Genomic DNA, 25,460 nt, shown 5'->3' with positions numbered 1-25,460 from the left:
GAAATATATTCGTGTATCTTTAGGTCAGCAGAAAACTTGAAAAAATACCAAATAAAAATGCAATTATGAAAAAACAAATTTTAATTTTATTATTTCTTATCATTGGAAAAAATTTTGTTAATGCACACACCTGTGAAAACGAAACCGTAAAGTGTCCGATTGATGGCAAAAAAGTAACATTTTGCGTAACTATGAGTATGACAACTTTTGGTTCTTTTAAAGACTTCCAAAAAAAAGGAGCTATTGGAAACCACTATGAAGAACTAATTAATTCTTGTCCAAAATGCCATTTTTCAGGTTATCTCGAAGACTTTAAAGTAAAATTCAATGAAGAGAAAAAAATAAACTTAAAAAATATTTAATTAAATTTAACGGAATAGCCATTGATAACGTTAGACAATGCTTAATTGCTGCTGAAATAAAAGAATTACAAGAAAAGACGAAAAAAGAAATTGCATTTTGTTACGTTACAGGCTCTTATTTATTACGTGAAAACAATAATGAAATTGAATTTAGGAAAGAGATTCAATTAAAAGCTAAAGATAATTTAGTTTCAGCTTTGGCTAATAATGAATACGAAGACAATACCATAATAGCCAACATATATTATCTAATTGCGGAAATGGATAGACGAATTGGAAATTTTGAAGAAGCAATAAAATATTATGATTTAGCTATCAACGATCTTAACAAAAAAGATTGGGTTGAAGCTGTTGCAAAAGAACAGAAAGAACTTGCATTAAAGAAAGACGATAATAATAAAATATAAAAAGCCTACCCAAAAAACCAAGGCTCCATTGAGCTCGAAGAGCCAACAATGAATTACAATCACTGCCCCCGACAGTAATAACTGAACATCATTTAATTAAGCAATGATTATAGGACTAAGACCGTAATCCTGTTTACTTTCAAACGTTTGGAATTTCTTTAATGCTTTAGGCATTTTTAATCACAGTCATATACATTTAAGTTGCAGGTAATTACAAAAAACGGAACGCGAAAAGAAAAAACAAAACTTTGGTATAAAATTCGAAACTATATAAAAAACAATCATTACTTTTGTTGTAACTAGCTATGAAAAAGACTGTTAACACATTAGAAAAAATACCAAACTACGTTTTTTGGGATTTGGATGTAAGCAAACTTAACATCCAGAAGGATAGTAACGTTATTATATCTCGTATTCTTATGTTTTCAGATTTTTCTAATTTTGGTGACAATATCTTGTTTTTGGAAAGCCTATATACAGAAGAAACAATAAAAAGAATAATTACAGCTTCTACAGAGCGAATTCCTGATGAAATTTGCTCACTAACCTCAAAAAGATACAACGTACCTATTAAAAGTAAATTCAACAAATATGTACATCTCTAAAGAGTTAGAGAAAACTATTAAAGAATTACAACAGCTAAATTCATTAAGCAATTTCTATTTAGCTGGAGGGACCAATTTAGCAATAAGATATTCGCATAAAGAATCAGTAGACATTGATCTATTTTGTGAAAATATCATTGGCATTTGTGGTTTTGAGTTAATAGAAAAAGAAATAATAGACACATTCAAAAATAGAGTATTGTATATTGGTTATCCTACCAAACAAAATGATGAACTTGTTTTTCTTCGAAGTATTATATCAACTGACAGCACAACTATTAAAGTTGAAATAATTCAAGGTTTTAAGTTATTCCATCCCATTGAAACTCATAATGAAATCAGACTCGCTAGCGAAACTAACATAGGACTTTTTAAGTTAGATTCTTTATCCAACAGATTCGCAGAGAAAGATTTGTATGATTTAGATTACATAACTGAAAACCCAAATCATTCTTTAAACAAACTAATGAAATTATACAAAAAAGGAAAATTTATTACATTGAAAACAACATAAATACAATATTCAGTTTATCAAATGAGTTCTGTCCAATTGAAAATACTGAATTGTTGCTATTAGAAAACCACAGTGAAAACAAAGGCAAAATCCCTTTCCATTCAGAATCAGCACTAAAAAACAATAAATCATCACTTACATATCACAAATCCAATTGGAAAATAAAAGTTAGGGCATACTTAAATAAAAAATAAAACGCCTACCTACAAATCGAATAACCAAAACAAAATTTCATCCCTTATCGCTCACAGAAATTTGCAGGAACAACCGAATACATACAACCCTAATTATGCTGTCGATTTAGGCTTTTGTTCTTTCTAGACTATTTCCTTTGGATAATACTAGCGCAATATCATTAAGCTAAGAAAGCAATGACTACCGAAGTAAGATCGTAATCTTGTTTCATGAGACCTAACCGATTTTAAAAACCTGTTAGGTCTGAAAAAGGAAAATAACATTTACTTTTACAAGAAAAAGGCATTGCTCTTAAAAACATCTTTTGAGGACTAAACAAGCTGGATATTAAGAAAGAATATTCAATTTTAATTGAGACAAGGAAAAATATAAAACATGTCATTAACAAAAGTTTCTTTAACAGAATTAGATATTAAAATTTTAAAAAAAAGGAAAAGAAGTAAAAACAAAATCAGGCTCTTAATCTTAATATTTTCAATATCTGTATTATCAATCATTCGTTATTATTCTCCAAATGAAACTTATGGGTTCACTAAAATTGCAATGTTAATTATATTTTCAGGATTAATTATAGGCTCTTTAATTGATACAAATATTGACAATGATTTAAAAGAAAGAATAAAACTGGTAGGAGATATCAAAATAAAAAAGAAAGAACATTATCATGATGCTGATAACAATAAAAATCATTTTATCATAACTTTTGATGATTGGAGAATTGGCGATCGAGAAGTAGAAGAAGAATTTTGGAATAAAACGAACGAAGGAGATGAATTTTATATAGAACAAGCCGCTAATTCAGGATATGTTTTGCAATTCAAAAAAGAAAGTATTGACATTTTGAATGAAATTTACAACTAACCTATTATATATTTAGTAGATCCTGGCATCAAATCTCCTTAACTTTAAAAGGTCTAGACTAAATATAAGATTAAGCGAATCGATATAACTTTTCATAATTAAACAAAACTTTTCAACCGCTTCTCTCCCCTTTTAAATAAAAGTTCACTAATCCTACACATTATAACTTCCAAGAATATAAATTTTGGCAAGATTATTGAACAAAAAAATTACTAAACTTAGAGATTATATTATGAAAAAAATTGCTTTTATTTTTCTAGCTACTGGAGCTTTATTTTTGACCAACTGCAAAAGAAACGAAACTGGCGTTTCTACCTCTACAGATACAGTAACTGCTGAAACCGATTTCATCGGTATGTATAGCGGAACTATACCTTGTGCTGACTGCATGGGTATTTACACTCACCTAACTTTCAAAAAAGATGGTAAAATAGCCAAAAGCACCCTGTATTTAGATAGCGATGGAACTTCCTTGAATGAATACGGTACTTGGACAAAAACCAACGATATCATAGAAGTAAAAATAGCAAATACACCTACTGAATATTATACTGTTAAACCCAACAACACTTTGGTCATGCTAGATTCGGATAAAAAAGAAATTACGGGCGAGTTAAGCAAAAACTATATTTTTGAAAAGACAGCAGTATATACAAGCGCACAATTAAATGGAACGTATCAAACAGAATCTTCTGGCAAAGGTTATAATCAAATTTTAGAATTAAAAGCGGATAACGATAGTATTTACAATGTAAAAGTTTCGTTTACAGGCGCATCTAAAGGTTGTACTTTTGAAGGAAAAGGTCAATTAATTAACAATCAAATTGACATTGAACTCAACAAAATAGAAAAAGACTTAAAAGGAACAATGACCATTGTATTCAAAGATCAAAATAAAATGGCTGAAATTTTCACTTCTAAGTTTGACGATCGCCTAGCATTGAATTACTTCTGCGGTGGCGGTGCTAGCTTAGCTGGTGATTATACTAAAAAGTAATTGTTTATAATTTAAGAGGCTGTCCTAAAAGTAAAAAATCAACACACAGTTTGTCACTCCTACGCAAGGAGGAGTCTCATAATCAGCACTATGTAATTTCTCCCTTTGGTAGAAATGACAAGATTTCGGACTTTTTGGAGAGCCTCTTAAAATTTTATTCTACTTAAGCACTACATGTTCAGGACAGTCCATTCTAATATCCGTTCTTTCTAAAGGTGTTTTGACAAGATTACAAAAATGTACTTCCTCTTTTTTTGAATAAAATTTACAACTAAAACACATTCGTTCTACTGAAACAACGTCTATTTGAGATAATTTAAAAATTAGTTTTGACAATAGTTCCCAAACAATTTCTTTATCGGGCATTTCTTGCTTTTCAAAAAAAAGCTTGCAATGGTTGAGCAAAATCTTCTGCTTTTAAAACCATTTCAACGCCATTCGTTGTTAATTTCATAGAATAACTTCTAGAATCATTAACATCTTGTATTTTTTTAATTAATCCTTTTTGCTCTAATATTTTTACTGCATCACTAATCGTTGGTTTTGTTACACCAAATTCTTTAGCCAAATAACTAACTGTAGAATATTTTTCGTTGTGATATTTAATAAAAATAAGGATCTGAATTTGAATAGGACTTAAAGCTAACTTTTTAGATTGTTCCCAAATTAGGTAACGGTGTACGGTAGCTAGCTTATCTAAACCTGCTACAATTTTATTGTCAATTGATAAATTTTGGAATTTAAGATTAAATGCACTTTTCATAAAAAAGTAAATCAGGAATTAGCCTTAGCTGGCAAAATTAGTAATACTATTTTTCTAACCATGTATAAAATGACAAAATAAATCCTTAAAACAAAAATAATCATTATTCAAAAACCCTCGGTTTTCTATATTTTTATTCGTTAAACAGGATTAACACATCAAATTTACTTAAACATTTGTTTTCTTTTCCTGTTTTTAACATTACGTAGATGATTTAGTCTACAACTCTTTATTTTTCTTACATCTAATTTTGGCTCTTAATAGTCATACTTTTTTATTAAGTATGTAACAAACCTTCTGATTTTTAAACTAATTTAAAGACGGATAGAATAAGAATATTTTGATACATTAGCTATAAAAAATATGATTGACAATAACCCTCATTTTAGAACCTTTAAAAGGTTATTTTAGATAATTAAATGGATAAAAGAACACACTATACTTTATCAAAAAAACAATGAAAATCAAGCAATTAAATAAAAAAGAACCATTTAAAATTAAAAAACAAACATACAATGAATTTAAAAAACATATTACTGTTATTTTTTACCCTGTATCATTCTATTCTTTTTAGTCAACAAAAATTTACTGTAAGTGGTACAATCTCAGAAGCAAAAACCAATGAAACGATAATAGGTGTGAACTTACAAATTGAAGGAACTTCCATAACCTCATCTACCAATGAATATGGTTTTTTTTCTATTACCTTACCTGAAGGGGCTTATAATCTAATAGCTCGTTCTGTTGGTTTTAAAACAGAGTATCAAAAATTTGAATTAAAAGGCGATATTAAACTTAATTTTCGATTAGAGGAAGAGAATAAGCAGCTAAAGGAAATTATAATAACGGATACTAAGCAAAAAGCTAATATTCGCAAGCCTGAAATGAGTGTTAATAAATTAAACATTCAAACAATTAAGCAAATGCCTGCTGTATTAGGAGAAGTTGATGTAATCAAATCACTCTTATCATTACCTGGCGTAACAAATGCAGGCGAAGGACAATCAGGTTTTAATGTTCGAGGTGGTGGAGCAGATCAGAACTTAGTTTTATTAGATGAAGCCACAGTATACAATGCGTCCCATGTTTTTGGATTCTTTTCAGTTTTTAATCCAGACGCTATTAAAGATTTAAAACTATACAAAGGAGGTATCCCTGCAAAATATGGTGGTAGAGCATCATCTGTATTAGACATTTATCAAAAGGATGGTAACAGTAATCGTTTTTCGGCTAATGGAGGGATTGGTCTTATTACAAGTAGACTTTTAGCAGAGGGACCTATTGTAAAAGAACGAGGCTCTTTCTTAGTAGGCGGACGATCTTCATATGCCCATTTATTTCTAAAATTAAGTGATAATAAAAATGCTGCTTATTTTTATGATTTAAATGCAAAATTAAATTATAAACTTAACAATAACAATAATCTATTTCTATCCAGTTATTTTGGTCGTGATGTGTTTGAATTTAGCAATACCTTTCATAATACATATGGAAATACAACTTTAAATATAAGATGGAACCATTTATTTTCAGATAAATTATTTTCGAATCTATCTTTAATATATAGTGATTATTATTATGGCCTTCGATTAGATTTTGTAGGCTTTAATTGGAATTCTGGTATCAAAAATTACAATATAAAATATGATTTTAAACATTACATAGCAGATAAGTTAAAATTAAATTATGGTTTAAATGCTATATATAGTGATTTTAACCCTGGCATTATTGAACCTACAGATGAAAAATCACCTATAACTTATAAAAAATTAGACAAAAAATATGCTTTTGAACCAGCTCTTTATCTAGATATTGAACAAAAAATAGGTCAAAAAATAGGTGTTTCTTATGGATTGCGCTATAGTCAATTTTATCGTTTAGGGAATTCTACTATTAATTTTTATAAAAATGATAATCCTGTGATTTTTGATGAAGAATCAAAAATTTATGAAAAAGCGACTCCTATTGGTCAAAAAACATATAGTTCTTTCCAAAAAATAGCTTTTCACAATTATTTAGAACCTCGCTTTGCAATCGCATACGAGTTAACTCCTGAACAGTCATTAAAACTAAGTTATAATCGTATGGTGCAATATTTACAACTAGTTTCTAATACTACTTCCCCGACTCCTCTTGATGTTTGGACTCCTAGTGACAATTATATTAAACCCCAAATTGCAGATCAGGTAGCTATGGGTTATTTTAACAATTTCAAAGAGGATATGTATACTCTAGAAATTGAAACTTTTTACAAGAAAATTCAGAATAGAATGGATTATATTGATGGAGCAGATCTAATAGCCAATGAAGCAATTGAGCGGGTTGTTTTAAATGGACAAATGCGCTCATATGGCTTAGAACTTTTACTCCGAAAAAACAGTGGTAATTTAACTGGCTGGTTATCCTATACTTTATCTCGATCTGAACAACAAACACCAGGAAGAAACAACCTAGAAACGGGTATTAATAATGGTAATTGGTACCGTTCAGCTTTTGATAAAACTCATAATTTAGTTTTTACAGGAGCTTATAAATTAAATGAAAAATGGAGTTTTGGAGCTAATTTTACAGTTCAATCAGGACAACCTATTACTTACCCAAATGCTCAATATGTATACCAAGATTTAGTTGTTCCTAGTTATGGAGTAAGAAACGAAAATAGGCTTCCTACCTATCATAGACTAGACGTATCTGCGACTTTAAAACCAAGAAAAAATCTTAATAGAAAATGGCAAGCAGAATGGGTTTTTAGCATTTATAATTTATACAGCAGAAGAAATGCTGCCTCAATAAGTTTTAGACAAAATAGAGATACCGGAATTAATGAAGCTGTTAGATTATCTATATTTGGCATTATTCCTTCTGTATCCTATAATTTTAAATTTTAAGCTAGATTTCAAATAACAGATAATTTAAAACTATTAAATCGTTTATTTCAAAAAATCATTATTTAACAAATGTGATTGTATACGCGATACTAAATTTATATATATATGAAAAAAATATTTTTATTCCTATATAGTGCGATCATAATATTATTCTTTACAAATTGTGAAGACGTAGTAAATATTCCACTAGAAACGGGTACTCCCAAACTAGTAATTGATGCTAATCTAAAATGGTTACCTAATACAACAGGACAAAATCAAACAATTAAACTGAGCTTAACGAATAATTTTTATTCTAATGAAATTGTACCCGCTCATAACGCTATCATTACAATACAAGACACTAATAATCAAATTTATAATTTCAATCAAGTAGGAAACACAACTGATTATGTTTGTAATAATTTCGCCCCTGTAATAGGACAAGCTTATACTTTAAAAATAATCTATCAAGGAGATACTTATATTGCTAGTAATACTTTACTTGCAACTCCAAAAATTATTGAAATTAAACAAGAAAATGAAAAAGGAATAAATGGTAAGGATCAAATACGAGTTAAGGGTTTTTTCCAAGATAATGGAAATGAAAAAAATTATTACTTATTAAAAATTGACAACAGTAAAATTGCTTTTCCTGAGTATCGATTATTAGATGACAAATTCTCTCAAGGAAACATCATGTCAGGTATTTTTTACAATCAGATAGAAACAAATGATAAAATAAAGATCAGCTTACAAAGTATTTCTGAAAAACATTTTTTCTACATGAATAAATTACTAAGTATTTCTGGACAAAATGGAGGGGGACCTTTCAGTACTCCTCCTGCTACTTTGCGTGGCAATATTATTAATCAAACGAATAATGATCATTTTCCTTTTGGATACTTTAATTTAAGTGAATTGTCTACTCAAGATTATACTGTAAAATAAAATTTACTGATTATTGCCCTACATTTTAATCAAAACCACCTTTTTATTTTATTAAAGGTGGTTTTTTTATAAATAATTTAAAATTATAATTACTCTAAAAGCTTGCTATGATCTCATTTAAAACTAGATGATCTATTGAGTGCTTGCCACAATAAGAGATTATTTTAAAACCTTGATTGGATAGTTCTTTTTTCAATTTTTCTTGCCGTTCAGACTTAAAAAATGGATCATTATTACCTATTACAAAAATTTTCTTTAGATGAGAAGTCTTATCATTAAAAACACTTTCTAATTCATTAGGAAAATCACTAGCCCATACAATGAGACCGTCTATTTTATTAAAAAATTGATAGGCAAAACGAATAGCTGTAGCTCCTCCTTGCGAAAAACCTAATAAAATAACTTTTTCAAATTTTTCTTTAAGTTTAAACTCGCTCCATACTTCTTCTAAATAGTCTAAGTTATCCTTAATATCAGTATTTCTTAACTCTTTAGTCATCCAAGAAGCTCCCACCTTCCCTGAGAAACCTTCTAAATAAAATCGATTTAAAGCTTCTGGTGCTAACCAAAATATCTTTGAATCTATTTGTATATTTTTCAAAAAAGTATTACTCATTTCTCCATACCCATGTAATACAACAACTGCTATTTTTGCTTGATGATTTCCTGCAATTATAATTCTAGCAGTTTTTTTTATTGGTATCAATCGTTCTTCCATTCTTTGTTTTTTTATCAAACCTACTAATTTATTGAGTGTTCTTTTTATTTTTGCAAAAAAAAATGTCCTCACATCATATTATTCGAGATGATCAAGAACCTGCTTTAATAATTGCTAATGGAGCAGAGTGTTCTCGTGAATTATTAGATGAATTACTTGAATGGTCTCCATTAGTAATTGTATTAGATTCTGCAATAGAACGAGTTATTGAACTAGGTATTAAAATAGATGTTTTATTAGGTGATTTTGATCGTGGCTTTTCCCCTGAATACTACAAAGAAAAACAATACCCTTTAGAAATAGTTCATACTCCCAACCAAGATAAAACAGATTTAGAAAAGGCTTTTGATTATTTAATAAGCAAAGGACATAAAGCCGTTAACGTTGTTTGGGCTACAGGCAAACGAGCAGATCATACGATAACTAATATAACGAACATTACTAGTTATAAAAAAGAATTAAAAATTGTAATTCTTGACGATTATTCAAAAATTTATTTACTTCCTAAAAAATTTGAAAAGTGGTATACTAAAAACACTATTATTTCACTTATCCCTATAGGAGAAGTTAAAGGTATTAAGTCTAAAAATTTATTTTATTCTTTAAATAATGATACTTTAACTTTGGGGGTTAGAACTGGCAGTAGTAACTTTGTAACAGAAGATGGAATTGTAATGATTGAACATGAAGAGGGAAATCTACTTTTAATGGAATGTTTTGATTGAATCCTATAAATTTTATATGTTTTTATGACCTTATTTATACAATTCCTTAACTTTAAATTTTGTAAATATAATTTTAATCTCCAATGAAATTCCAAGTTGTATCTAATTTTGCTCCTATGGGAGATCAACCTCAAGCTATAAAAAAATTGGCAGAGGGGATTCAAAATGATGAAAAATATCAAACGCTATTAGGTGTAACAGGATCTGGTAAAACTTTTACAGTGGCTAATGTTGTACAAGAAGTACAACGCCCTACTTTAGTACTTGCGCATAATAAAACATTAGCTGCTCAACTATATTCAGAATTTAAGCAATTCTTTCCTAATAATTCCGTACAATACTTTGTATCTTACTATGATTATTATCAACCAGAAGCTTATATTCCTGTAACAGGAACTTATATAGAAAAAGATTTATCTATTAATGATGAATTAGAAAAACTGCGTTTAAGTACAACTTCTGCTCTACTTTCAGGACGCAGAGATGTTTTAGTCGTAGCCTCTGTTTCATGCCTATACGGAATTGGGAACCCTATTGAATTTCAAAAAAATGTTATTTCAATTGAGCGAAATCAGGAAATTTCAAGAACAAAATTTTTACATCGTTTAGTTCAAAGTTTATATGCTCGGACCGAAGCTGATTTTAACCCTGGTAATTTTAGAATAAAAGGAGATACTGTTGAAGTTTTTCCTAGTTATGCCGATGATCCTTTTAGAATTCATTTTTTTGGTGATGAAATTGAAGAAATCGAAGCTTTTGATGCTAAAACATCTAAAGTAATAGAACGTTACGAAAAACTAAATATTTATCCTGCTAATATGTTTGTAACTTCACCAGACGTATTACAAAATGCTATTTGGAATATTCAACAAGACTTAGTTAAACAAGTAGATTATTTAAAAGAAATTGGCAAGCATTTAGAGGCAAAACGTTTAGAAGAAAGAACTAATTTTGATCTAGAAATGATACGTGAATTAGGTTATTGCTCTGGAATTGAAAATTACTCCAGATACCTAGATGGTCGTGAAGCAGGCACCCGCCCTTTCTGTCTATTAGATTATTTCCCAGATGATTTTTTAATGGTTGTAGACGAAAGCCATGTAACCATTTCGCAAGTACATGCTATGTATGGAGGAGATAGAAGTAGAAAAGAAAACTTAGTTGAATACGGCTTTAGATTACCTGCTGCTTTAGATAACCGTCCTCTTAAATTTGAAGAATTTGAAGCACTTCAAAATCAGGTGATTTATGTATCAGCTACGCCAGCTGATTATGAATTACAAAAATCAGAAGGAATTTATATAGAACAGGTAATTCGTCCAACAGGCTTATTAGATCCTATTATTGAAGTGCGTCCAAGTGCTAATCAAATAGATGATTTAATTGAAGAAATTCAACAACGTTGTGAGGTTGATGAACGAGTTTTAGTTACTACTTTAACTAAACGTATGGCAGAAGAATTAACTAAATACCTAACGAAGGTTTCTATACGTTGTCGTTATATTCATTCTGACGTGGACACATTAGAACGTGTCGAAATAATGCAAGATTTACGTAAAGGTATCTTTGATGTTTTAATTGGAGTTAATTTACTTCGTGAGGGCTTAGACTTACCAGAAGTATCTTTAGTAGCTATTTTAGATGCGGATAAAGAAGGTTTTTTACGTAGCCATCGGTCTTTAACACAAACTGTTGGTCGTGCTGCTCGTAATATTAACGGTAAAGCCATTATGTATGCTGATAAAATAACTGATTCTATGCAACGTACAATTAATGAAACCAATTACCGTCGTGAAAAACAAATCAATTTTAATACAACTCATAATTTAGTTCCAAAAGCTTTGAATAAAGCTATTGAAAATCATTTATCAAAAAATTCAGCAAATAATTATCAGCATGAAAATAGTATTTCTAAAGCTGCAGAACCAACAACAGAGTATCTAAGTAAACCTGAAATAGAAAAACGAATTCGTGATAAACGTAAAGCAATGGAAAAAGCGGCTAAAGATTTAGATTTTATGCAAGCAGCTAAATTGCGTGATGACATAAAAGCTTTACAAGAAAAATTAGTTTAATTTTTCTTGTTTTTTTTACTTATTCTCAACTTTTAACCCTTATTAAGAATATTTCTCATATAGTATATCTTTTTTTAAACAATATTTATTAATTTAATATCGTTAATTAACTAAAAAATGTAAGATGAAAAAAACTTTTTTAACAATTATTACTTTATTAGGCATTACAGCTACAAGTATAGCGCAAGAAAATGCAATAGGTATACGTCTTAATGAAAACAATGGTTTTGGAGCTGAAATTACGTATCAAAGGGACTTATCAAAAGAAAATAGAATAGAGGCTAATCTTGGATTTAAAAATCAAGGTTATTCAAGGTATGGAGCTTATAGCTATGATCAACGTGAAGTTAAACTAACAGGATTGTATCATTGGGTATTTGATATAAAAGATGGCTTCAGATGGTTCGTTGGACCTGGAGCGGGTATAGGATCTTGGAAGGCTTCCTCATATTATAATACAAATAATGGTAGATATGAAGACCGAAACGGATTGTATCTAATTGTTGCAGCTAATGGAGGTATTGAATACAACTTTGATTTCCCTTTAAGATTAGCTGTAGATGTAAGACCAGAACTTTATATTAGCTCTGAATACAAAGATATAACAGATAGAGGATTTGGTCCAAATGTAGGAGTAAGTGCTCGTTACCGTTTTTAATACAAGAGAGGCTGTCCTAAAAGTCTAAAATCTTATATCATTCCAACCAAAAGGAAGACCCAAGGGCTCTTCCCGAAGAAGTGAAGCAAATCACATAATATTGATAATACTCCTTCCATCAGTCGGAGTGATAAGCTGGAAGTAGATTTTACTTTTTGGACAACCTCTTTTTTTATTATTACATTCTTTCTGGAACTTGGATTCCTAATAAACTAAATGCCAATCGGATAGTATCTCCAACTAATTTAGCCAGCTGAACTCTAAAAATCTTTTTATTCAAATTTTCTTCACCCAAAATTGATACATTTTGATAGAAGGAATTAAATTCTTTTACTAAATCATATGTATAATTAGCTACTAAAGCAGGACTATGATTAATTGCTGCATTTTGGATAATTTCTGGAAATAAAGCAATTTGCTTGATTAACTCTTTCTCTTTTTCCTGTAATTCTTCTAAAATAATATCTGCTGAATAATCAAAATCTGCTTTTCTTAAAATAGATTGAATACGAGCATAGGTATACTGAATAAAAGGACCTGTGTTTCCATTAAAATCAACTGATTCTTCTGGATTAAACATCATTGTTTTTTTAGGATCAACTTTTAGCATATAATACTTAAGTGCTCCTAAACCAATTATTTTATATAAGTCGGTCTTTTCTTGATCAGTATAACCATCTAATTTCCCTAACTCTTCTGAAATAGATTGAGCAGTAGCTGTCATTTCAGCCATTAAATCATCCGCATCTACTACAGTTCCTTCTCTTGATTTCATTTTTCCTGAAGGTAATTCTACCATACCATAGGATAGATGGTACAATTGTTCTGCCCAATCGTAACCTAATTTTTTGAGAATTAAAAATAAAACTTTAAAATGATAGTCTTGTTCATTTCCTACTGTATAGACCATTCCTCCCACATCAGGATTATCTTTTACACGTTGGATAGCTGTTCCTATATCTTGTGTCATATAAACAGATGTTCCATCGGCACGTAAAACTAATTTTTCATCTAATCCTTCAGCAGTTAAATCAATCCAAACAGATCCGTCTTCTTTTTTATAAAAGACTCCTTTTTGCAGTCCTTCTTCTACCACGTCTTTTCCTAGCAAGTAGGTATTACTTTCATAATAATACGAATCAAAATCAACACCTAAATTTTTATAGGTAACACCAAAACCATCGTATACCCATTGGTTCATTTTTTTCCATAAAGCTACTACTTCTTCATCTCCTGATTCCCACTTACGAAGCATTTCTTGAGCATTTAAGATAGATGGTGCTATTTTTTTTGCTTCTTCTTCAGTATGACCTGCGGTGATTAATTCTTTTATTTCATTTTTATATTGTTTATCAAATTCAACATAAAAATTACCTACTAACTTATCTCCTTTCAAGCCTGTAGATTCAGGTGTTTGATCTTGTCCAGATTCTTGCCATGCTAACATAGATTTACAAATATGAATACCACGATCATTTACAATTTGTGTTTTATACACTTTTTTTCCTGATGCTTTTACTATCTCCGCTACTGCATATCCTAATAAATTATTACGAATATGACCTAAGTGTAATGGTTTATTCGTATTAGGTGAAGAATATTCTACCATAACAGCCTTATCATCAGGGGTAGATGTTTTAAAACCAAATTGTTCAATTTTTCTAGCTGTATTAAAAAAATCTACGTAATAACGATCTGTTACTACTAAGTTTAAGAAACCTTGTACAACGTTAAACTTTTCTATTTCGGCTACGTTTTGAACTAAATAATCACCTATCTTACTTCCTATTTCCACAGGATTTCCTTTTATTAATTTTAATAAAGGAAAAACTACCATGGTGATATCTCCTTCAAATTCCCTACGGGTAGCCTGAAATTCTACTTTATCAAGTGAAACCTCAAACAATTGCGCAACGGCAACTTTAATTTTTTCCGTAAGAATTTGTTGTAATGTCATAATTAATCTTTTTTAAGTGTACAAAGATACTATTTAAATAGAAATTCACTAAATTTATATAGCGAGTAGAATTCAAAGGGTTAAAAAAATAGTTCCAAAACAATTTAAACTATTAGGAAATGAATTAATCTTCTTTTTTAATCAGTTTTTTCTTATTTTTATTATGTTTACCGTCTCATTTAAAAGAATTGTACCATGCTTAAGAGATACCCACTTTTATTAGTCTTTTTTATAGGCTTTTATTCTAATGCTCAATTCATTTCAGTTGAAACAAATCGTACTTCAGATGATTTAGTACGCAATATCTTAACTCAATCAGTATGTATAAATGTATCTAATGTTAAGAGTTCTACTGGAACAAATTTTGGATCAACAAATGGAATTGGTTATTTTAAAAATACAAATCCATCTTTTCCCCTCAGTGAAGGGGTTATTTTGAGTACAGGAGATGCTATAAAATCTATAGGACCTAATACATCTAGGCTACAAGATGGTTCTGACACATGGCCTGGAGACAATGATTTAAGAACTATTTTTACGACAGATCCTGCCTTTCCTCCCAATTTTGTAAATGCAACAAAGTTAGAATTTGATTTTAGTACATTGAGTTCTTATGTAGAATTTCCTTTTGTATTTACTTCTGAGGAATATGGAACTTATCAATGTAATACTTACGACGGAGTTGCAATATTACTTACACATCCTGATGGTCGAGTAGAAAATCTTGCCGTAGTACCTAACACAAATACTCCTATTTCAGTAGAAAGCATTCGAAACAATTTATATAATTCCAGTTGTAATTCAGCTAACTCTACATTTTTTGGTAGTTTTAATGGAGGGATCAACTCTACTACTTCTGCAATCAATTATAACGGGCAAACGACATTATTAAAAGTTAGTAAAAATGATTTAATACCTGGAGCTACTTATCATCTTAAAGTCGTTATTGGAGATCGAAATGTAACCAGTGATGACTCTGCTATTTTTTTAGGGAAAGCTAATTTTACTTTAAATACTTCTCTTTTAGGACCAGATCTAACACTATGTACTAATGAGGGTGCAAACGAATCTTACACATTACAAACTGGATTAAATCCTTCTGCATATGATTTTGAATGGAAAGATCAAAACAACAACTCTATAGGAAGTAATTCACCTGATTTAACTGTAAATCAAGCAGGAACTTACCGTCTTACTTATTATATAAAATCCACTCCTTGTATTGCTGGACAAGATGATATTAAGATTAGTTATCAGTCATCTTTTTCTAGTATTACTCCTAAAAATTTATATAAATGTGATACAAATTCAAGTAATTATGATTTTGATCTAAGTTTTAACCAATCTTTATTAAACCCAACTGGAAATTTAAAAATTAGTTTTTATGAAAGTCAATCAGATGCCCAACAAAATATAAATCCTATACATAACAACTATAATGTTCCTACAAATATGCTTCCAAAGTCTATTTGGGTAAGAATTGAAAATCAAAATGGTTGTTATAATACAAAATCCTTTGACTTATTACTTACAGCTAGCCCTTCTTTAATACAGCCTGCAGATATTACAAAATGCGAAAATATTATGGGAACTGGAGAAACTTCTATTTCTAAACAAGAATTTTTAATTCTTACAAATAATTTACTTAATGGATTATCAAATTCTATTTATCAAATAAATTATCATTTAAAAGCTGATTTCAGCGATGCTCCCATAGATACTTCTACTTCTTTCTTTACAAAGAGCACTACTATTTATATAAAGTTATTTGTAAAAACAGAAACTAATTGTTTTGTATCTCAATCATTTAAAATAACTACAATTCCTAGACCTACATTAAAAATAATAAAGGATCAATATGTTTGTAGTCTATATACTTTACCCATAGAATCAAATGGTACGCAATATTGGTCAGGACCTAACCAAACTGGAACGAATTGGCCAGCAGGAACAGACATAACTGTTGACGGAACAGTGGTATATCAATATCTTAACAACAGTACCCTTAGTGATTGTTATTCTGAAAATTCTTTTATAGTACATATTGTAAAACCAAACCAGCTAACCCCTTTAGTTTTAACAAGCTGTGATAGCTACGTTGTTCCTGCTCCTAGAGTCCCTGGATCAAAATATTATTTAGACAGTGCATTAACTCAAGAAATATCACCAGGAACTAATATTACTACAATTGGGGAAACGACTTTATATGTTAGTTTTGCTTTTTCTGATCCTAGTTGTCCTCCTATTATTACTAATTTTAAAATAAATATCTCAAAAAGTCCAACAATGAGTAACAGTTTTACTAATTTATTTAGCTGTACTCCTATGGATAATCTACCTGTACTAACTACTGATATTGGAACAGCAAACTATTATACTTATGATAATCAAACTGCTACTTACACATTATTACATTTTCCTATTACACAAACAACTCATGTATATGCTTACGCTAGTAATAATAATTGTAAATCAAACATTTCTGATTTTTGGGTTTATATAGGAGATATTGGACTAAAAAACATTGATTCATGTAGTAAGTCTTATATTTTAGATAAACCTATTTTAGGTGAGTTTAGAGATGCTCCTAATGGAGGTGGTAACTTAATAAGTACTCCTAAAACTATTACCAAAAACACAACTATCTATCATTATATTGCAGGAGCAAATTGTACATATAATACTTCTTTTAATATTAATTTTCATCAACCCTTTTTAACAAGCCCTCCAGAAGTAAATGCTTGTATAAATTATATTTTACCTACAGAAAATCAAGGTGGAAGATATTTTATATTACAAGGAGGACCTAATACCCCTGGAAATATTGAATTATTCCCTAATAATGAAATAAAAACTAGCACAACACTTTGGATTTACAAAGAATCAAATACAGCTCCAAGTACATTAACTACTAAATGTTATAATGAAGTTCCTTGGAAAATTACTATATTTAGTAAACCTGCCATTGATGTTCGAGGTGATCAAATTACATGTTTTAAATATGAATTAACTCCTTTAAAAAATGGTAAATATTACCAAGATCCTAATGGTCAAAACCTTATTACTAATTTAACAATAGATAGTAGTGACCTAAGACCTGGTATAGAACAAACAACTAGAATAAAAACGATATATATATATTCAGTGAATCCTGTGGTATCAAATTGTTTTAGTGAAAGTTCATTTACTATAACTTTTGATAGCTTAGAAGTTCCTGCCCAAACAGATAAATTAGTTTGTAATTCATATACTCTTCCAAATCTTCCAACAAATATGCTATACTATGATAGTCCTATGGATCCTGCTCATCCAGAACTACCTCATCCTGGCAAGATGATTCCTCCTGGAACTACCTATAATGCTCTAAATGTTATAAGCCCTATTTATGTGTATACTAGTACAAACAATAAATTAAAATGTATAGATGAAAAGAGCTTTAAATTAACTATTATACCTCAACCTATAGCATCTAAAAATGTTAAGATGATACCTGCTTGTGATGAATTTCAAGATCCTTATGATGGCATATATGAATTTGATTTAAGCAAACTAAACTCACAAGTCTTAGGAAATAGTACTTCACCTAATGATTTAAAAGTTGAATATTTCAAAAGTTTCAATGAAGCAAATGATATAAATGCAATTGCTTTAAATACAACATATAAAAATGAAATTCCTTTTACCCAATCTATTTGGGCGAGATTATCAAGTACTAAAATAAAATCTTGTTTTGATGTTAGTAATGAAATAAAACTAATAGTTAATCCATTACCAAAATCTGATCTACAACCAGAATATATTATTTGTGAAGATCATGAGACAGGTACTTTATACAATCAGGCTGTTTTAGAAACAGGCTTATCATCTAATGATTATAAATTTCAATGGAGTTATAACGGTACTCCTTTAAGCAGTAAAACGTCCTCTATAACTACCTCTCAAGATGGCAATTACAGTGTAACAATAACCAATAACAATACAAATTGTACCAAAAATTATACGACAAAAGTAACGAAATACACTCCTTATTTAATCTTAGAATATAGTAATGCTTTTGAAACTCCATCTTATATTAGCGTAACGGTTTTAGGCAATGGTTCAGGCAATTATAGTTATCAACTAGATAACGGTAATTACCAAGATAGTAACCTATTCTATAATGTTAGTTCTGGAGAACATAGTATTAGTTCAAAAGATAATTTAGGACATTGTAGCCCTGCACCTATTACAATTTCAATAATTAATCACCCAAAATATTTTACTCCTAACGGTGATGGCTATAATGATTATTGGAATATTACTGACTTAAGAATAACAAATCCTACGGCTTCTATTCAAGTTTTTGATCGTTATGAAAAATTAATCCAACGTTTTACTCCCAATTCTAAAGGATGGGATGGAACATACGAAGGTATTCCTCTCCCTGCTGATGACTATTGGTTTACTGTAGAATACGATGAAAAAAACTACAGAAAAATCTTTAAATCTCATTTTACTTTAAAAAGATAATTATTTAATCCCGAAAAATTTCGGGATTTTTTTTATTGTAACAAAAAAGATATTTTACGTCTTATCTCATAGAATTGATTTTATTTCCAAAAGTACCTTGTTTTACATAGTATTTTTATATTAAATCCATTCAATCATCATCAATCAAAATTATTATCAAAATGAAAAGAAAAGCAATTTTAGTTTGCTTATTAGCCGCTATGACTACTATGCAAGCACAAACTCCAGTAGTTTCAACTAGTAATAACACTGCTATTAATACCAATACTACAGGAAGTATAACAGGTAAGGTAATTGATAAAAAAAACAATTCTCCACTTTCTTATGTTTCAATAGCCATAAAAAACGAAGGAAAAATAATATCTGGTACAATTACAAAAGAGAATGGTTTATTTACTATTTCTAATTTACCTATTAAAGATTTAGTGATAGAAGTTGCTTTTATGGGATATAAAAAACATACAACTACAATAGCATTAACTAAAGACAATAAAAATATCAATCTAAAAAATATTGTATTAGAAGAGGAATCGAAACAATTAGATGAGATAAGTATTACAAAAGAAAAATCTTCAATAGAACAGAAGATAGATAAAAAAGTAATTACAGTTGGTAAAGATTTACAAACAGCGGGAGCTACCGCAGCTGAATTAATGAATAATATTCCAACTGTGAGTGTTGATATACAAAATAACACGGTAAGTCTAAGAGGTAATGAAAATGTAAAAATTTTTATAGACGGAAAGCCTTCTAACCTTTCTGCTGCTCAGGTTTTACAACAAATACCTTCAACAGCTATAAAACAAGTAGAATTGATTACAAACCCCTCAGCTAAATACAATCCTGAAGGAATGAGTGGCATCATAAACATTGTACTCAATAAAAATTCTAATTTAGGCTTCAATGGAAATATAAGTACAGGAATAAACTTTGGAATTACTCCTAAATTTAATGGTTCTATCGACTTAAACTATAGAGCTAATAAGTTTAATTTTTATACTAATTATTCATTAAATCATGGTAAAAATACCAATCATGGATTTATAAATTGGGATAAATACAATAGTACAAAAGATTATGATCTTACATTTGATATAATTCAATTTAGAAAAAACAATTTCACTAAAATTGGAACTGATTTTTATATCAATGATAAAAACTCACTTTCTTTCTATACTATTCAAAATTTTGATAATAGAACTGTTGAATTTAAAAATGACATCAATTATTTAGATAATAATTTAAAAGATTCGCAAAAACAAGAATCTAATGGTTTGGAAAAGAATCAAACTTATAATCTTGCTTATAAACACAAATTTGACAAAGAAAACAAAACACTTGACATTGAATTAAATTATAACCTTAATGATGATCCAGAAAATAGTATTTTTAAAGATGGTAACTATACTATCAAATCTACTAATGGTATTCAAAAAAACGGAAAAAACTTTATTGGTAATATTGATTTTGTAAACCCTATAAACGAAACCTCTAAAATAGAACTAGGTTTAGAAACTCGATTGGATGATACTAATAATAAAATGGAAATTAATTCTGTTTTTGATGCAGATTTTAATTTTAAAAGAAATATTCATTCTGCTTATAGTAATTATAGTAAAGAATTAGGAAAATGGAATTATCAATTAGGTATTAGATTTGAAAGCTATGAAGCAAAAGGTTATTTTCAAAAAACAGGAAATGCAGACAAAACATTTTCGGATTATATTTTTACGGTATACCCTTCTGCATTTTTAACTTATAATCCATCAGAAAACAACTCATTTAATCTTAATTATTCTAGAAGAGTTGACAGACCTAATATGGAGCAAGTAAATGAAATCCGACAATGGAATGGTCTTACTATACAGCAAGTAGGAAACTCTAAACTAAAACCTGAATTTACTAATTCCATTGAATTAAATTATACCCGTAAATTAAAATTAGGCTCTATTACATCTGGTGGATTCGTACGTTTTATACAAAATCAAATTGATCAAATTATTACAACAAATCCTAATGAACCTACAAAACAACAATTAACCTTTACTAATTTTAATCACAATACTGAATATGGTATTGAATTATCAGGTAATCTTGATTTTAAAAAATGGTGGAATGTAAATTTTGGAACGGACAGTTATTTTACAAATTCAACAGGTATGATAGAAAAAAGGGATGGTAATGTATATACACAAAGTATAAATGCAATTCTTTTTAATAGTAGAATGAATCATACTTTTAAATTAACGAAAGATTTTCGCCTCATTTGGTTTACAATGTATAGAGCAGGTCAAAACGGCTTGCAATTCTCAAATCGAGATATGTGGAAAACAGATTTAGGAGCTCGATTAAATCTATTAAATGGCAAAGCTTCTTTAAGTATCCGATACAATGATATTTTTAATAAAATGAGAGCCCGTTTTTATAGTAATGAACCCGCTCAAATCAACGGAAATTTTAGATGGGAAAGTCAAACGATAAATATCAACTTCAATTATCGTTTTGGTAGTGGAAAAAATAAAGCCTTAGATAGAAAAGAAAGAAATAAAAATGAATCACAAGGAGGAGGAATATTCTAAAATCCTAAATTGATTAAGTTAAATGAGGCTGTCCTAAAAGTAAAAAATCAACACACAGTTTGTCACTCCTAAGTAAGGAGGAGTCTAATAATCAGTACTATGTAATTTCTCCCTTTGATCGAAATGACAAGATTTCGGACTTTTTGGACAGCCTCTACATAACTAAAACTTTTATTTGTAAAAGGGAGTACCTTAAAAGTCCTCAATCTTATCATCCTACCAAAATTGAAGACTTAAGAGTCCTTACTTGAACAAGAAGTATAAAATCACATAATATTAATTATAGAACTCCTCCTGTTTACATCAGATTGATAAATAACAGATTTTTTAACTTTCAAGACACTCTCTTTTATATTTTAACCCAGATTACGCTATAGACTTTATAATAAATATGAAAAAGAGCAGAAAGATAAAATGCACCAAAATTTTTTCTCGCAGCTGTAGTTTTACTACATCGAGGATAAAAAATGGAGTACTTTTTTAGATTCCAATTCATTTTTAGCTGTAATAAATTCCTAACGTTTCATTTGAGTTTTATCTATAAAATCATATTTAAAGTAAAATTAAAAAATGATTTTTAGTCCATTACGATTCAAAATCTTACCTATTTCTTATAAATTGTAATATTATCATTATTTACTTTTAACAAATAAGATCCTGTAGGCAAGTTAGACATATCAATTGTATTTGTGTTTATTACAACTAAATGAGTTAAATCTTGCCCTTGCAAATTATATAATTTAGTATTCATTAAATTCATTTGAACATTATCAACACGTACAACAGTACTCGTTGGATTAGGGTATGCAAAAATAGTTTTTGTAGAATTTTTATTATTTAAAGAAGTACCAATTCTTGGACTTGTTAAAGTTACCGTTTTTTTAAAAGTAGCTTCAATAGGTAAACCTTGTTTAGTTAAAAATCTAAATGTACTACTAGTTGAATTTGAAGATACTAATTGAATATTTTTATTAGACATCGATAAATTCCATTCTCCATCAAGTGTAATTTCGATAGGTTGAACTTTAAATGAATCAAAACTTCTTTTATCTGGAAGACCTAAATCGGGATTTGATAAACTCAATGTCATTTCTGAATTAGAATTTAAAGGCCCATACATTATCAAACAAGGTTGATCATTTGAAATAATACTTGTCCCTCCTGGAAGATGTGTATTAGCCTCAAAAGAGCAAAAGCATATATTCCTGATGCTGTATGCTTAATAATATGCGATTTACTATCCTTATTTAGTACCGTATAAGGCTTCGTATTAATATTTTGGAATAAATTAGCTAAAGATTGCATCTCTGAAACATTCGTATTAGGAATCACTACATACTCATATTGGGCATTACTAGGAGCTTTACCATGATCAATAAATCCAATAGCTGCTTCCGCAGTGGGATTTAAAATCATAGGGTTATTTTGATTATGCGATGGTGTTTGTTGATTCTTACGTTGAATTTTTAAATCATTATTTCCATTAACCAAATAAAATCCTGTATTAAAATTATCGAGAACCCAGTTTGCAGTGGTTCCTGAATAAGTTGATGTTACACCTGTTAAATTATATCCAGTATTATTTACAATAACATTCTTTGGAGATGTTACATTTTGATATAAAGAAGTAACAGTCGTATTATTACTATCATTATTAGTTATATTAGAACCTAAACAAATAATAAGATCATCAAAGAAAAATGAAGATTTCTTAAAGGTAAAAGAAGTATCATGTGTATTAGCCCCTGTTGGAGTACCTCCCCATCCTGTGTTATTTGCTTCTTTAAAATTCATAGCAAACATTCCGAATTTCCCAAAAACTTCACTTAGATATTCTTTATTTTGCAATTCATATTGCAAAGATCCCGAAAATCTTTCACTTGAATATTCATCTACTCTATGCCAAGGAACGATTAAATCACTCCAAGATAAAACTTTAGTAGTAGCCCCTGGATTATAATTCCAATTCCACTTTGTATTATCAAAACCATTTGTATTAGCTGTTCCTGGATATACGATATTCATCGCCCCATAACTCTGGTATCTACCATATCTATTACTATTACTAAAGGTTTCTGCTCCCCAAAGCTGGTTACTAAATCCTTTATTTACTATTACCGTATTCTTTGTTCTAAATATACCTGCACTTGCATGGTTATTTTGATAAAAACCATTATCAAAAAGAGCAATTGTAGTATAATTAAAAGAAGACTCCACTCCATACCTTTTATTATAGATACTTGCTAAAACAGGATCTGCTGTATTTAAACCTAAAATACTACCTCCAACAATAGCTAATTTTTTTATAGAGTTTTGATCTACTGATATCATTTCCCAATTACCACTTCTACCTGTCATAGATAACGGTATCCATCCAGCATCATTAGAAATTAATAATTTGTGCATAACAGCATCTCTAAACACTTTATAAGCAGGAGCATCTATTTGAAAACGAGTAGTACCAAATACATCAAGACAATAAATAAGTGTATTATAGGCATACATATACGTTTCATAATTATTCCAGTGATGATATCCGCTACCATCTGGTTTCAGACCGTCATAGGTTCCCTCTGTATACACAGAAGCAAATCGGGTTACAAATCGGCTCAAAGTTAACATATAACGGTACTGTTCCTCTTCAGTTGGGAAACATTTTATTAAAGGAATAAGCGCATCTAATTTATTATAAACATCATCTGTATTAATAACACCTTCTGTCGTTTGGGTCGTATAATTATAAGCTGGTTTCCAAAAAACATTCCAATCAGCAAACTCTTTTTCCATAATATAGAGAATTCTTTGCTTATTTTGAGTACTTAAATATTCTGTACAAAAAAATCCTTTTCTCGAAAAGTTCTTAAAGACATAGCCATGAGTATCAACCGACAAAGTCTTATTGCAAAGGTTTTCTGAAACCCACCATATTAAATTATTAACTCTTTCAATTACCGCAGTATCGCTAGGATTAAATTTTAAATGGTCAACAAATGTATTCAAAAATGTTAATCTATTATAATCCGTTATAGGATTACCTGTAATAGTAGTACCATTAACAACGATATTCAAATTATCATAAAGTTGGATAGCCGTATTTAAACTGCTTGTTGATGGTTGAGTCCCAGCTAATCTTTCATTTTTAGCTTTATCATAAATACTTTGAATTTCAGTTTTAATAGTTGCATCACTAGCATTTAAAGGTAAATCAGGAACAAAAGTAGGTAAACACTGAGCATCTATTCTTAGGAGGCTGAATAAGAATAGTACTGTCATTAAAATTTTTTTTTGTTTCATTAGTCTTTTGTTTTTATTAATATTAAGGCTATGCTTAATAGTATTAAATTAAGCGTTTAGCCACGATTAAGTTTTTTTATCTAATTTTCATAAAGTCTTAAATTTAACTCAATAACAATCCAAGCAACTAGTATAATTGCTACGAGAAGAGAGACATGAATAAAAATTAGATCAATTAGAAAAATTTAATATAATCTATTACCTATCTTTAAAATAAAATGGTAGAATAATGATGATTTCTAATCATCCGGCTCATTAGATTATCATCAATATATCGCTGATAAATTTCTACTGAAGTGATAGGTCTTAAGTCTAACAAGGCTAAAATATTTGCCTGTTTTACACAAATTTAGAGTTTTATTTTTAAATAAAATCTAATTCTATTTAAAATTTTTAATTTCATTAGCTTTATTTTTTCCGAAA

At 29.3% G+C, this 25,460-nt stretch carries 19 protein-coding genes; 13 read left to right on the top strand and 6 right to left on the bottom strand.

Annotated elements, in window-relative coordinates; all coding sequences use genetic code 11:
* Nucleotides 1-65 precede the first annotated feature (65 nt).
* The 6 genes from JJC03_RS10290 (at nt 66) to JJC03_RS10265 (ending at nt 3,941) form a co-directional block, all read left to right on the top strand.
* Nucleotides 66-362, top strand: coding sequence for a hypothetical protein (locus JJC03_RS10290; protein ID WP_235873276.1), 297 nt, complete (start codon nt 66-68; stop codon nt 360-362).
* Entirely contained in the window at nt 362-769 is a 408-nt protein-coding gene (locus JJC03_RS10285) for a DUF2225 domain-containing protein (RefSeq protein ID WP_235874374.1), read from the top strand. The genes JJC03_RS10290 and JJC03_RS10285 overlap by 1 nt, the downstream gene beginning before the upstream one ends.
* Nucleotides 770-1,074: 305 nt before the next feature.
* Nucleotides 1,075-1,374, top strand: coding sequence for a DUF6922 domain-containing protein (locus JJC03_RS10280; RefSeq protein WP_235873275.1), 300 nt, complete (start codon nt 1,075-1,077; stop codon nt 1,372-1,374).
* Nucleotides 1,361-1,888, top strand: coding sequence for a nucleotidyl transferase AbiEii/AbiGii toxin family protein (locus JJC03_RS10275; protein ID WP_235873274.1), 528 nt, complete (start codon nt 1,361-1,363; stop codon nt 1,886-1,888). The genes JJC03_RS10280 and JJC03_RS10275 overlap by 14 nt, the downstream gene beginning before the upstream one ends.
* 570 nt (nt 1,889-2,458) lie before the next feature.
* On the top strand, nt 2,459-2,944 hold the full coding sequence (locus JJC03_RS10270) for a hypothetical protein (RefSeq protein WP_235873273.1): 486 nt from the start codon (nt 2,459-2,461) through the stop codon (nt 2,942-2,944).
* Between the two features lie 232 nt (nt 2,945-3,176).
* On the top strand, nt 3,177-3,941 hold the full coding sequence (locus JJC03_RS10265) for a copper resistance protein NlpE (RefSeq protein WP_235873272.1): 765 nt from the start codon (nt 3,177-3,179) through the stop codon (nt 3,939-3,941).
* Between the two features lie 159 nt (nt 3,942-4,100).
* On the opposite strand, the gene JJC03_RS10260 is transcribed toward JJC03_RS10265, so the two are convergent.
* Nucleotides 4,101-4,307, bottom strand: coding sequence for a hypothetical protein (locus JJC03_RS10260; protein ID WP_235873271.1), 207 nt, complete (start codon nt 4,305-4,307; stop codon nt 4,101-4,103).
* A gap of 10 nt (nt 4,308-4,317) precedes the next feature.
* Nucleotides 4,318-4,704, bottom strand: a complete 387-nt coding sequence (locus tag JJC03_RS10255) for a MarR family winged helix-turn-helix transcriptional regulator (protein ID WP_235873270.1) — start codon at nt 4,702-4,704, stop codon at nt 4,318-4,320.
* Between the two features lie 515 nt (nt 4,705-5,219).
* On the opposite strand from JJC03_RS10255, the gene JJC03_RS10250 reads away from it, so the two are divergent.
* Nucleotides 5,220-7,592 carry a TonB-dependent receptor gene (locus JJC03_RS10250; protein ID WP_235873269.1) on the top strand — a complete coding sequence of 791 codons (2,373 nt, stop codon included), beginning with the start codon at nt 5,220-5,222 and terminating at the stop codon, nt 7,590-7,592.
* Nucleotides 7,593-7,697: 105 nt separating this feature from the next.
* The gene (locus JJC03_RS10245) at nt 7,698-8,522 is read left to right on the top strand and encodes a DUF4249 domain-containing protein (RefSeq protein ID WP_235873267.1); all 825 of its coding nucleotides are present in this window, start codon (nt 7,698-7,700) and stop codon (nt 8,520-8,522) included.
* Nucleotides 8,523-8,616: 94 nt separating this feature from the next.
* Here JJC03_RS10245 and JJC03_RS10240 read toward each other — a convergent pair whose 3' ends face one another.
* Nucleotides 8,617-9,240 carry an alpha/beta hydrolase gene (locus tag JJC03_RS10240; RefSeq protein ID WP_088397997.1) on the bottom strand — a complete coding sequence of 208 codons (624 nt, stop codon included), beginning with the start codon at nt 9,238-9,240 and terminating at the stop codon, nt 8,617-8,619.
* Between the two features lie 62 nt (nt 9,241-9,302).
* Here JJC03_RS10240 and JJC03_RS10235 point away from each other — a divergent pair, with 62 nt between their 5' ends.
* The 3 genes from JJC03_RS10235 (at nt 9,303) to JJC03_RS10225 (ending at nt 12,698) form a co-directional block, all read left to right on the top strand.
* Nucleotides 9,303-9,965 carry a thiamine diphosphokinase gene (locus tag JJC03_RS10235; protein WP_088397996.1) on the top strand — a complete coding sequence of 221 codons (663 nt, stop codon included), beginning with the start codon at nt 9,303-9,305 and terminating at the stop codon, nt 9,963-9,965.
* A gap of 83 nt (nt 9,966-10,048) precedes the next feature.
* Complete coding sequence (gene uvrB / locus JJC03_RS10230) at nt 10,049-12,040, top strand: excinuclease ABC subunit UvrB (RefSeq protein ID WP_235873264.1); 1,992 nt, start codon at nt 10,049-10,051, stop codon at nt 12,038-12,040.
* Nucleotides 12,041-12,164: 124 nt separating this feature from the next.
* Nucleotides 12,165-12,698, top strand: a complete 534-nt coding sequence (locus JJC03_RS10225) for a hypothetical protein (RefSeq protein ID WP_235873262.1) — start codon at nt 12,165-12,167, stop codon at nt 12,696-12,698.
* A gap of 178 nt (nt 12,699-12,876) precedes the next feature.
* Here JJC03_RS10225 and argS read toward each other — a convergent pair whose 3' ends face one another.
* Nucleotides 12,877-14,655 (bottom strand): arginine--tRNA ligase, encoded by a 1,779-nt coding sequence (gene argS, locus JJC03_RS10220; RefSeq protein ID WP_088445122.1) that lies wholly within the window; start codon nt 14,653-14,655, stop codon nt 12,877-12,879.
* Nucleotides 14,656-14,850: 195 nt separating this feature from the next.
* Here argS and JJC03_RS10215 point away from each other — a divergent pair, with 195 nt between their 5' ends.
* Together JJC03_RS10215 and JJC03_RS10210 are read left to right on the top strand one after the other, a co-directional pair.
* Nucleotides 14,851-19,164 carry a T9SS type B sorting domain-containing protein gene (locus JJC03_RS10215; protein ID WP_235873261.1) on the top strand — a complete coding sequence of 1,438 codons (4,314 nt, stop codon included), beginning with the start codon at nt 14,851-14,853 and terminating at the stop codon, nt 19,162-19,164.
* Nucleotides 19,165-19,325: 161 nt separating this feature from the next.
* The gene (locus JJC03_RS10210) at nt 19,326-21,743 is read left to right on the top strand and encodes a TonB-dependent receptor (protein WP_235873260.1); all 2,418 of its coding nucleotides are present in this window, start codon (nt 19,326-19,328) and stop codon (nt 21,741-21,743) included.
* A 604-nt stretch (nt 21,744-22,347) separates the two neighbouring features.
* Here the strand turns inward: JJC03_RS10210 and JJC03_RS10205 are convergent.
* Both JJC03_RS10205 and JJC03_RS10200 read right to left on the bottom strand, forming a co-directional pair.
* Nucleotides 22,348-22,863: a T9SS type A sorting domain-containing protein gene (locus tag JJC03_RS10205; protein WP_235873258.1), complete on the bottom strand. Its 516-nt coding sequence runs from the start codon at nt 22,861-22,863 to the stop codon at nt 22,348-22,350.
* Nucleotides 22,864-22,865: 2 nt separating this feature from the next.
* A complete protein-coding gene (locus JJC03_RS10200; RefSeq protein WP_235873256.1) occupies nt 22,866-25,016 on the bottom strand; it encodes a polysaccharide lyase family 8 super-sandwich domain-containing protein in 2,151 nt (716 codons plus the stop codon).
* Nucleotides 25,017-25,460 lie beyond the last annotated feature (444 nt).

The sequence above is a fragment of the Flavobacterium oreochromis genome (assembly GCF_019565455.1).
In the GTDB taxonomy this organism is placed as follows: Bacteria; Bacteroidota; Bacteroidia; order Flavobacteriales; family Flavobacteriaceae; genus Flavobacterium; species Flavobacterium oreochromis.
This window is presented reverse-complemented; position numbering and strand designations above follow the sequence as displayed.

Bases quoted from the DNA above. Each gene is read 5' to 3' on its own strand.
- JJC03_RS10240 (WP_088397997.1), bottom strand. From the start codon at position 9,240: ATGGAAGAACGATTGATACCAATAAAAAAAACTGCTAGAATTATAATT.
- JJC03_RS10270 (WP_235873273.1), top strand. From the start codon at position 2,459: ATGTCATTAACAAAAGTTTCTTTAACAGAATTAGATATTAAAATTTTA.
- JJC03_RS10205 (WP_235873258.1), bottom strand. From the start codon at position 22,863: ATGTATGGGCCTTTAAATTCTAATTCAGAAATGACATTGAGTTTATCA.
- JJC03_RS10215 (WP_235873261.1), top strand. From the start codon at position 14,851: ATGCTTAAGAGATACCCACTTTTATTAGTCTTTTTTATAGGCTTTTAT.
- JJC03_RS10235 (WP_088397996.1), top strand. From the start codon at position 9,303: ATGTCCTCACATCATATTATTCGAGATGATCAAGAACCTGCTTTAATA.
- JJC03_RS10225 (WP_235873262.1), top strand. From the start codon at position 12,165: ATGAAAAAAACTTTTTTAACAATTATTACTTTATTAGGCATTACAGCT.
- JJC03_RS10245 (WP_235873267.1), top strand. From the start codon at position 7,698: ATGAAAAAAATATTTTTATTCCTATATAGTGCGATCATAATATTATTC.
- JJC03_RS10255 (WP_235873270.1), bottom strand. From the start codon at position 4,704: ATGAAAAGTGCATTTAATCTTAAATTCCAAAATTTATCAATTGACAAT.
- JJC03_RS10265 (WP_235873272.1), top strand. From the start codon at position 3,177: ATGAAAAAAATTGCTTTTATTTTTCTAGCTACTGGAGCTTTATTTTTG.
- JJC03_RS10290 (WP_235873276.1), top strand. From the start codon at position 66: ATGAAAAAACAAATTTTAATTTTATTATTTCTTATCATTGGAAAAAAT.
- JJC03_RS10260 (WP_235873271.1), bottom strand. From the start codon at position 4,307: ATGCCCGATAAAGAAATTGTTTGGGAACTATTGTCAAAACTAATTTTT.
- JJC03_RS10275 (WP_235873274.1), top strand. From the start codon at position 1,361: ATGTACATCTCTAAAGAGTTAGAGAAAACTATTAAAGAATTACAACAG.
- JJC03_RS10280 (WP_235873275.1), top strand. From the start codon at position 1,075: ATGAAAAAGACTGTTAACACATTAGAAAAAATACCAAACTACGTTTTT.
- argS (WP_088445122.1), bottom strand. From the start codon at position 14,655: ATGACATTACAACAAATTCTTACGGAAAAAATTAAAGTTGCCGTTGCG.
- uvrB (WP_235873264.1), top strand. From the start codon at position 10,049: ATGAAATTCCAAGTTGTATCTAATTTTGCTCCTATGGGAGATCAACCT.
- JJC03_RS10250 (WP_235873269.1), top strand. From the start codon at position 5,220: ATGAATTTAAAAAACATATTACTGTTATTTTTTACCCTGTATCATTCT.
- JJC03_RS10200 (WP_235873256.1), bottom strand. From the start codon at position 25,016: ATGACAGTACTATTCTTATTCAGCCTCCTAAGAATAGATGCTCAGTGT.
- JJC03_RS10210 (WP_235873260.1), top strand. From the start codon at position 19,326: ATGAAAAGAAAAGCAATTTTAGTTTGCTTATTAGCCGCTATGACTACT.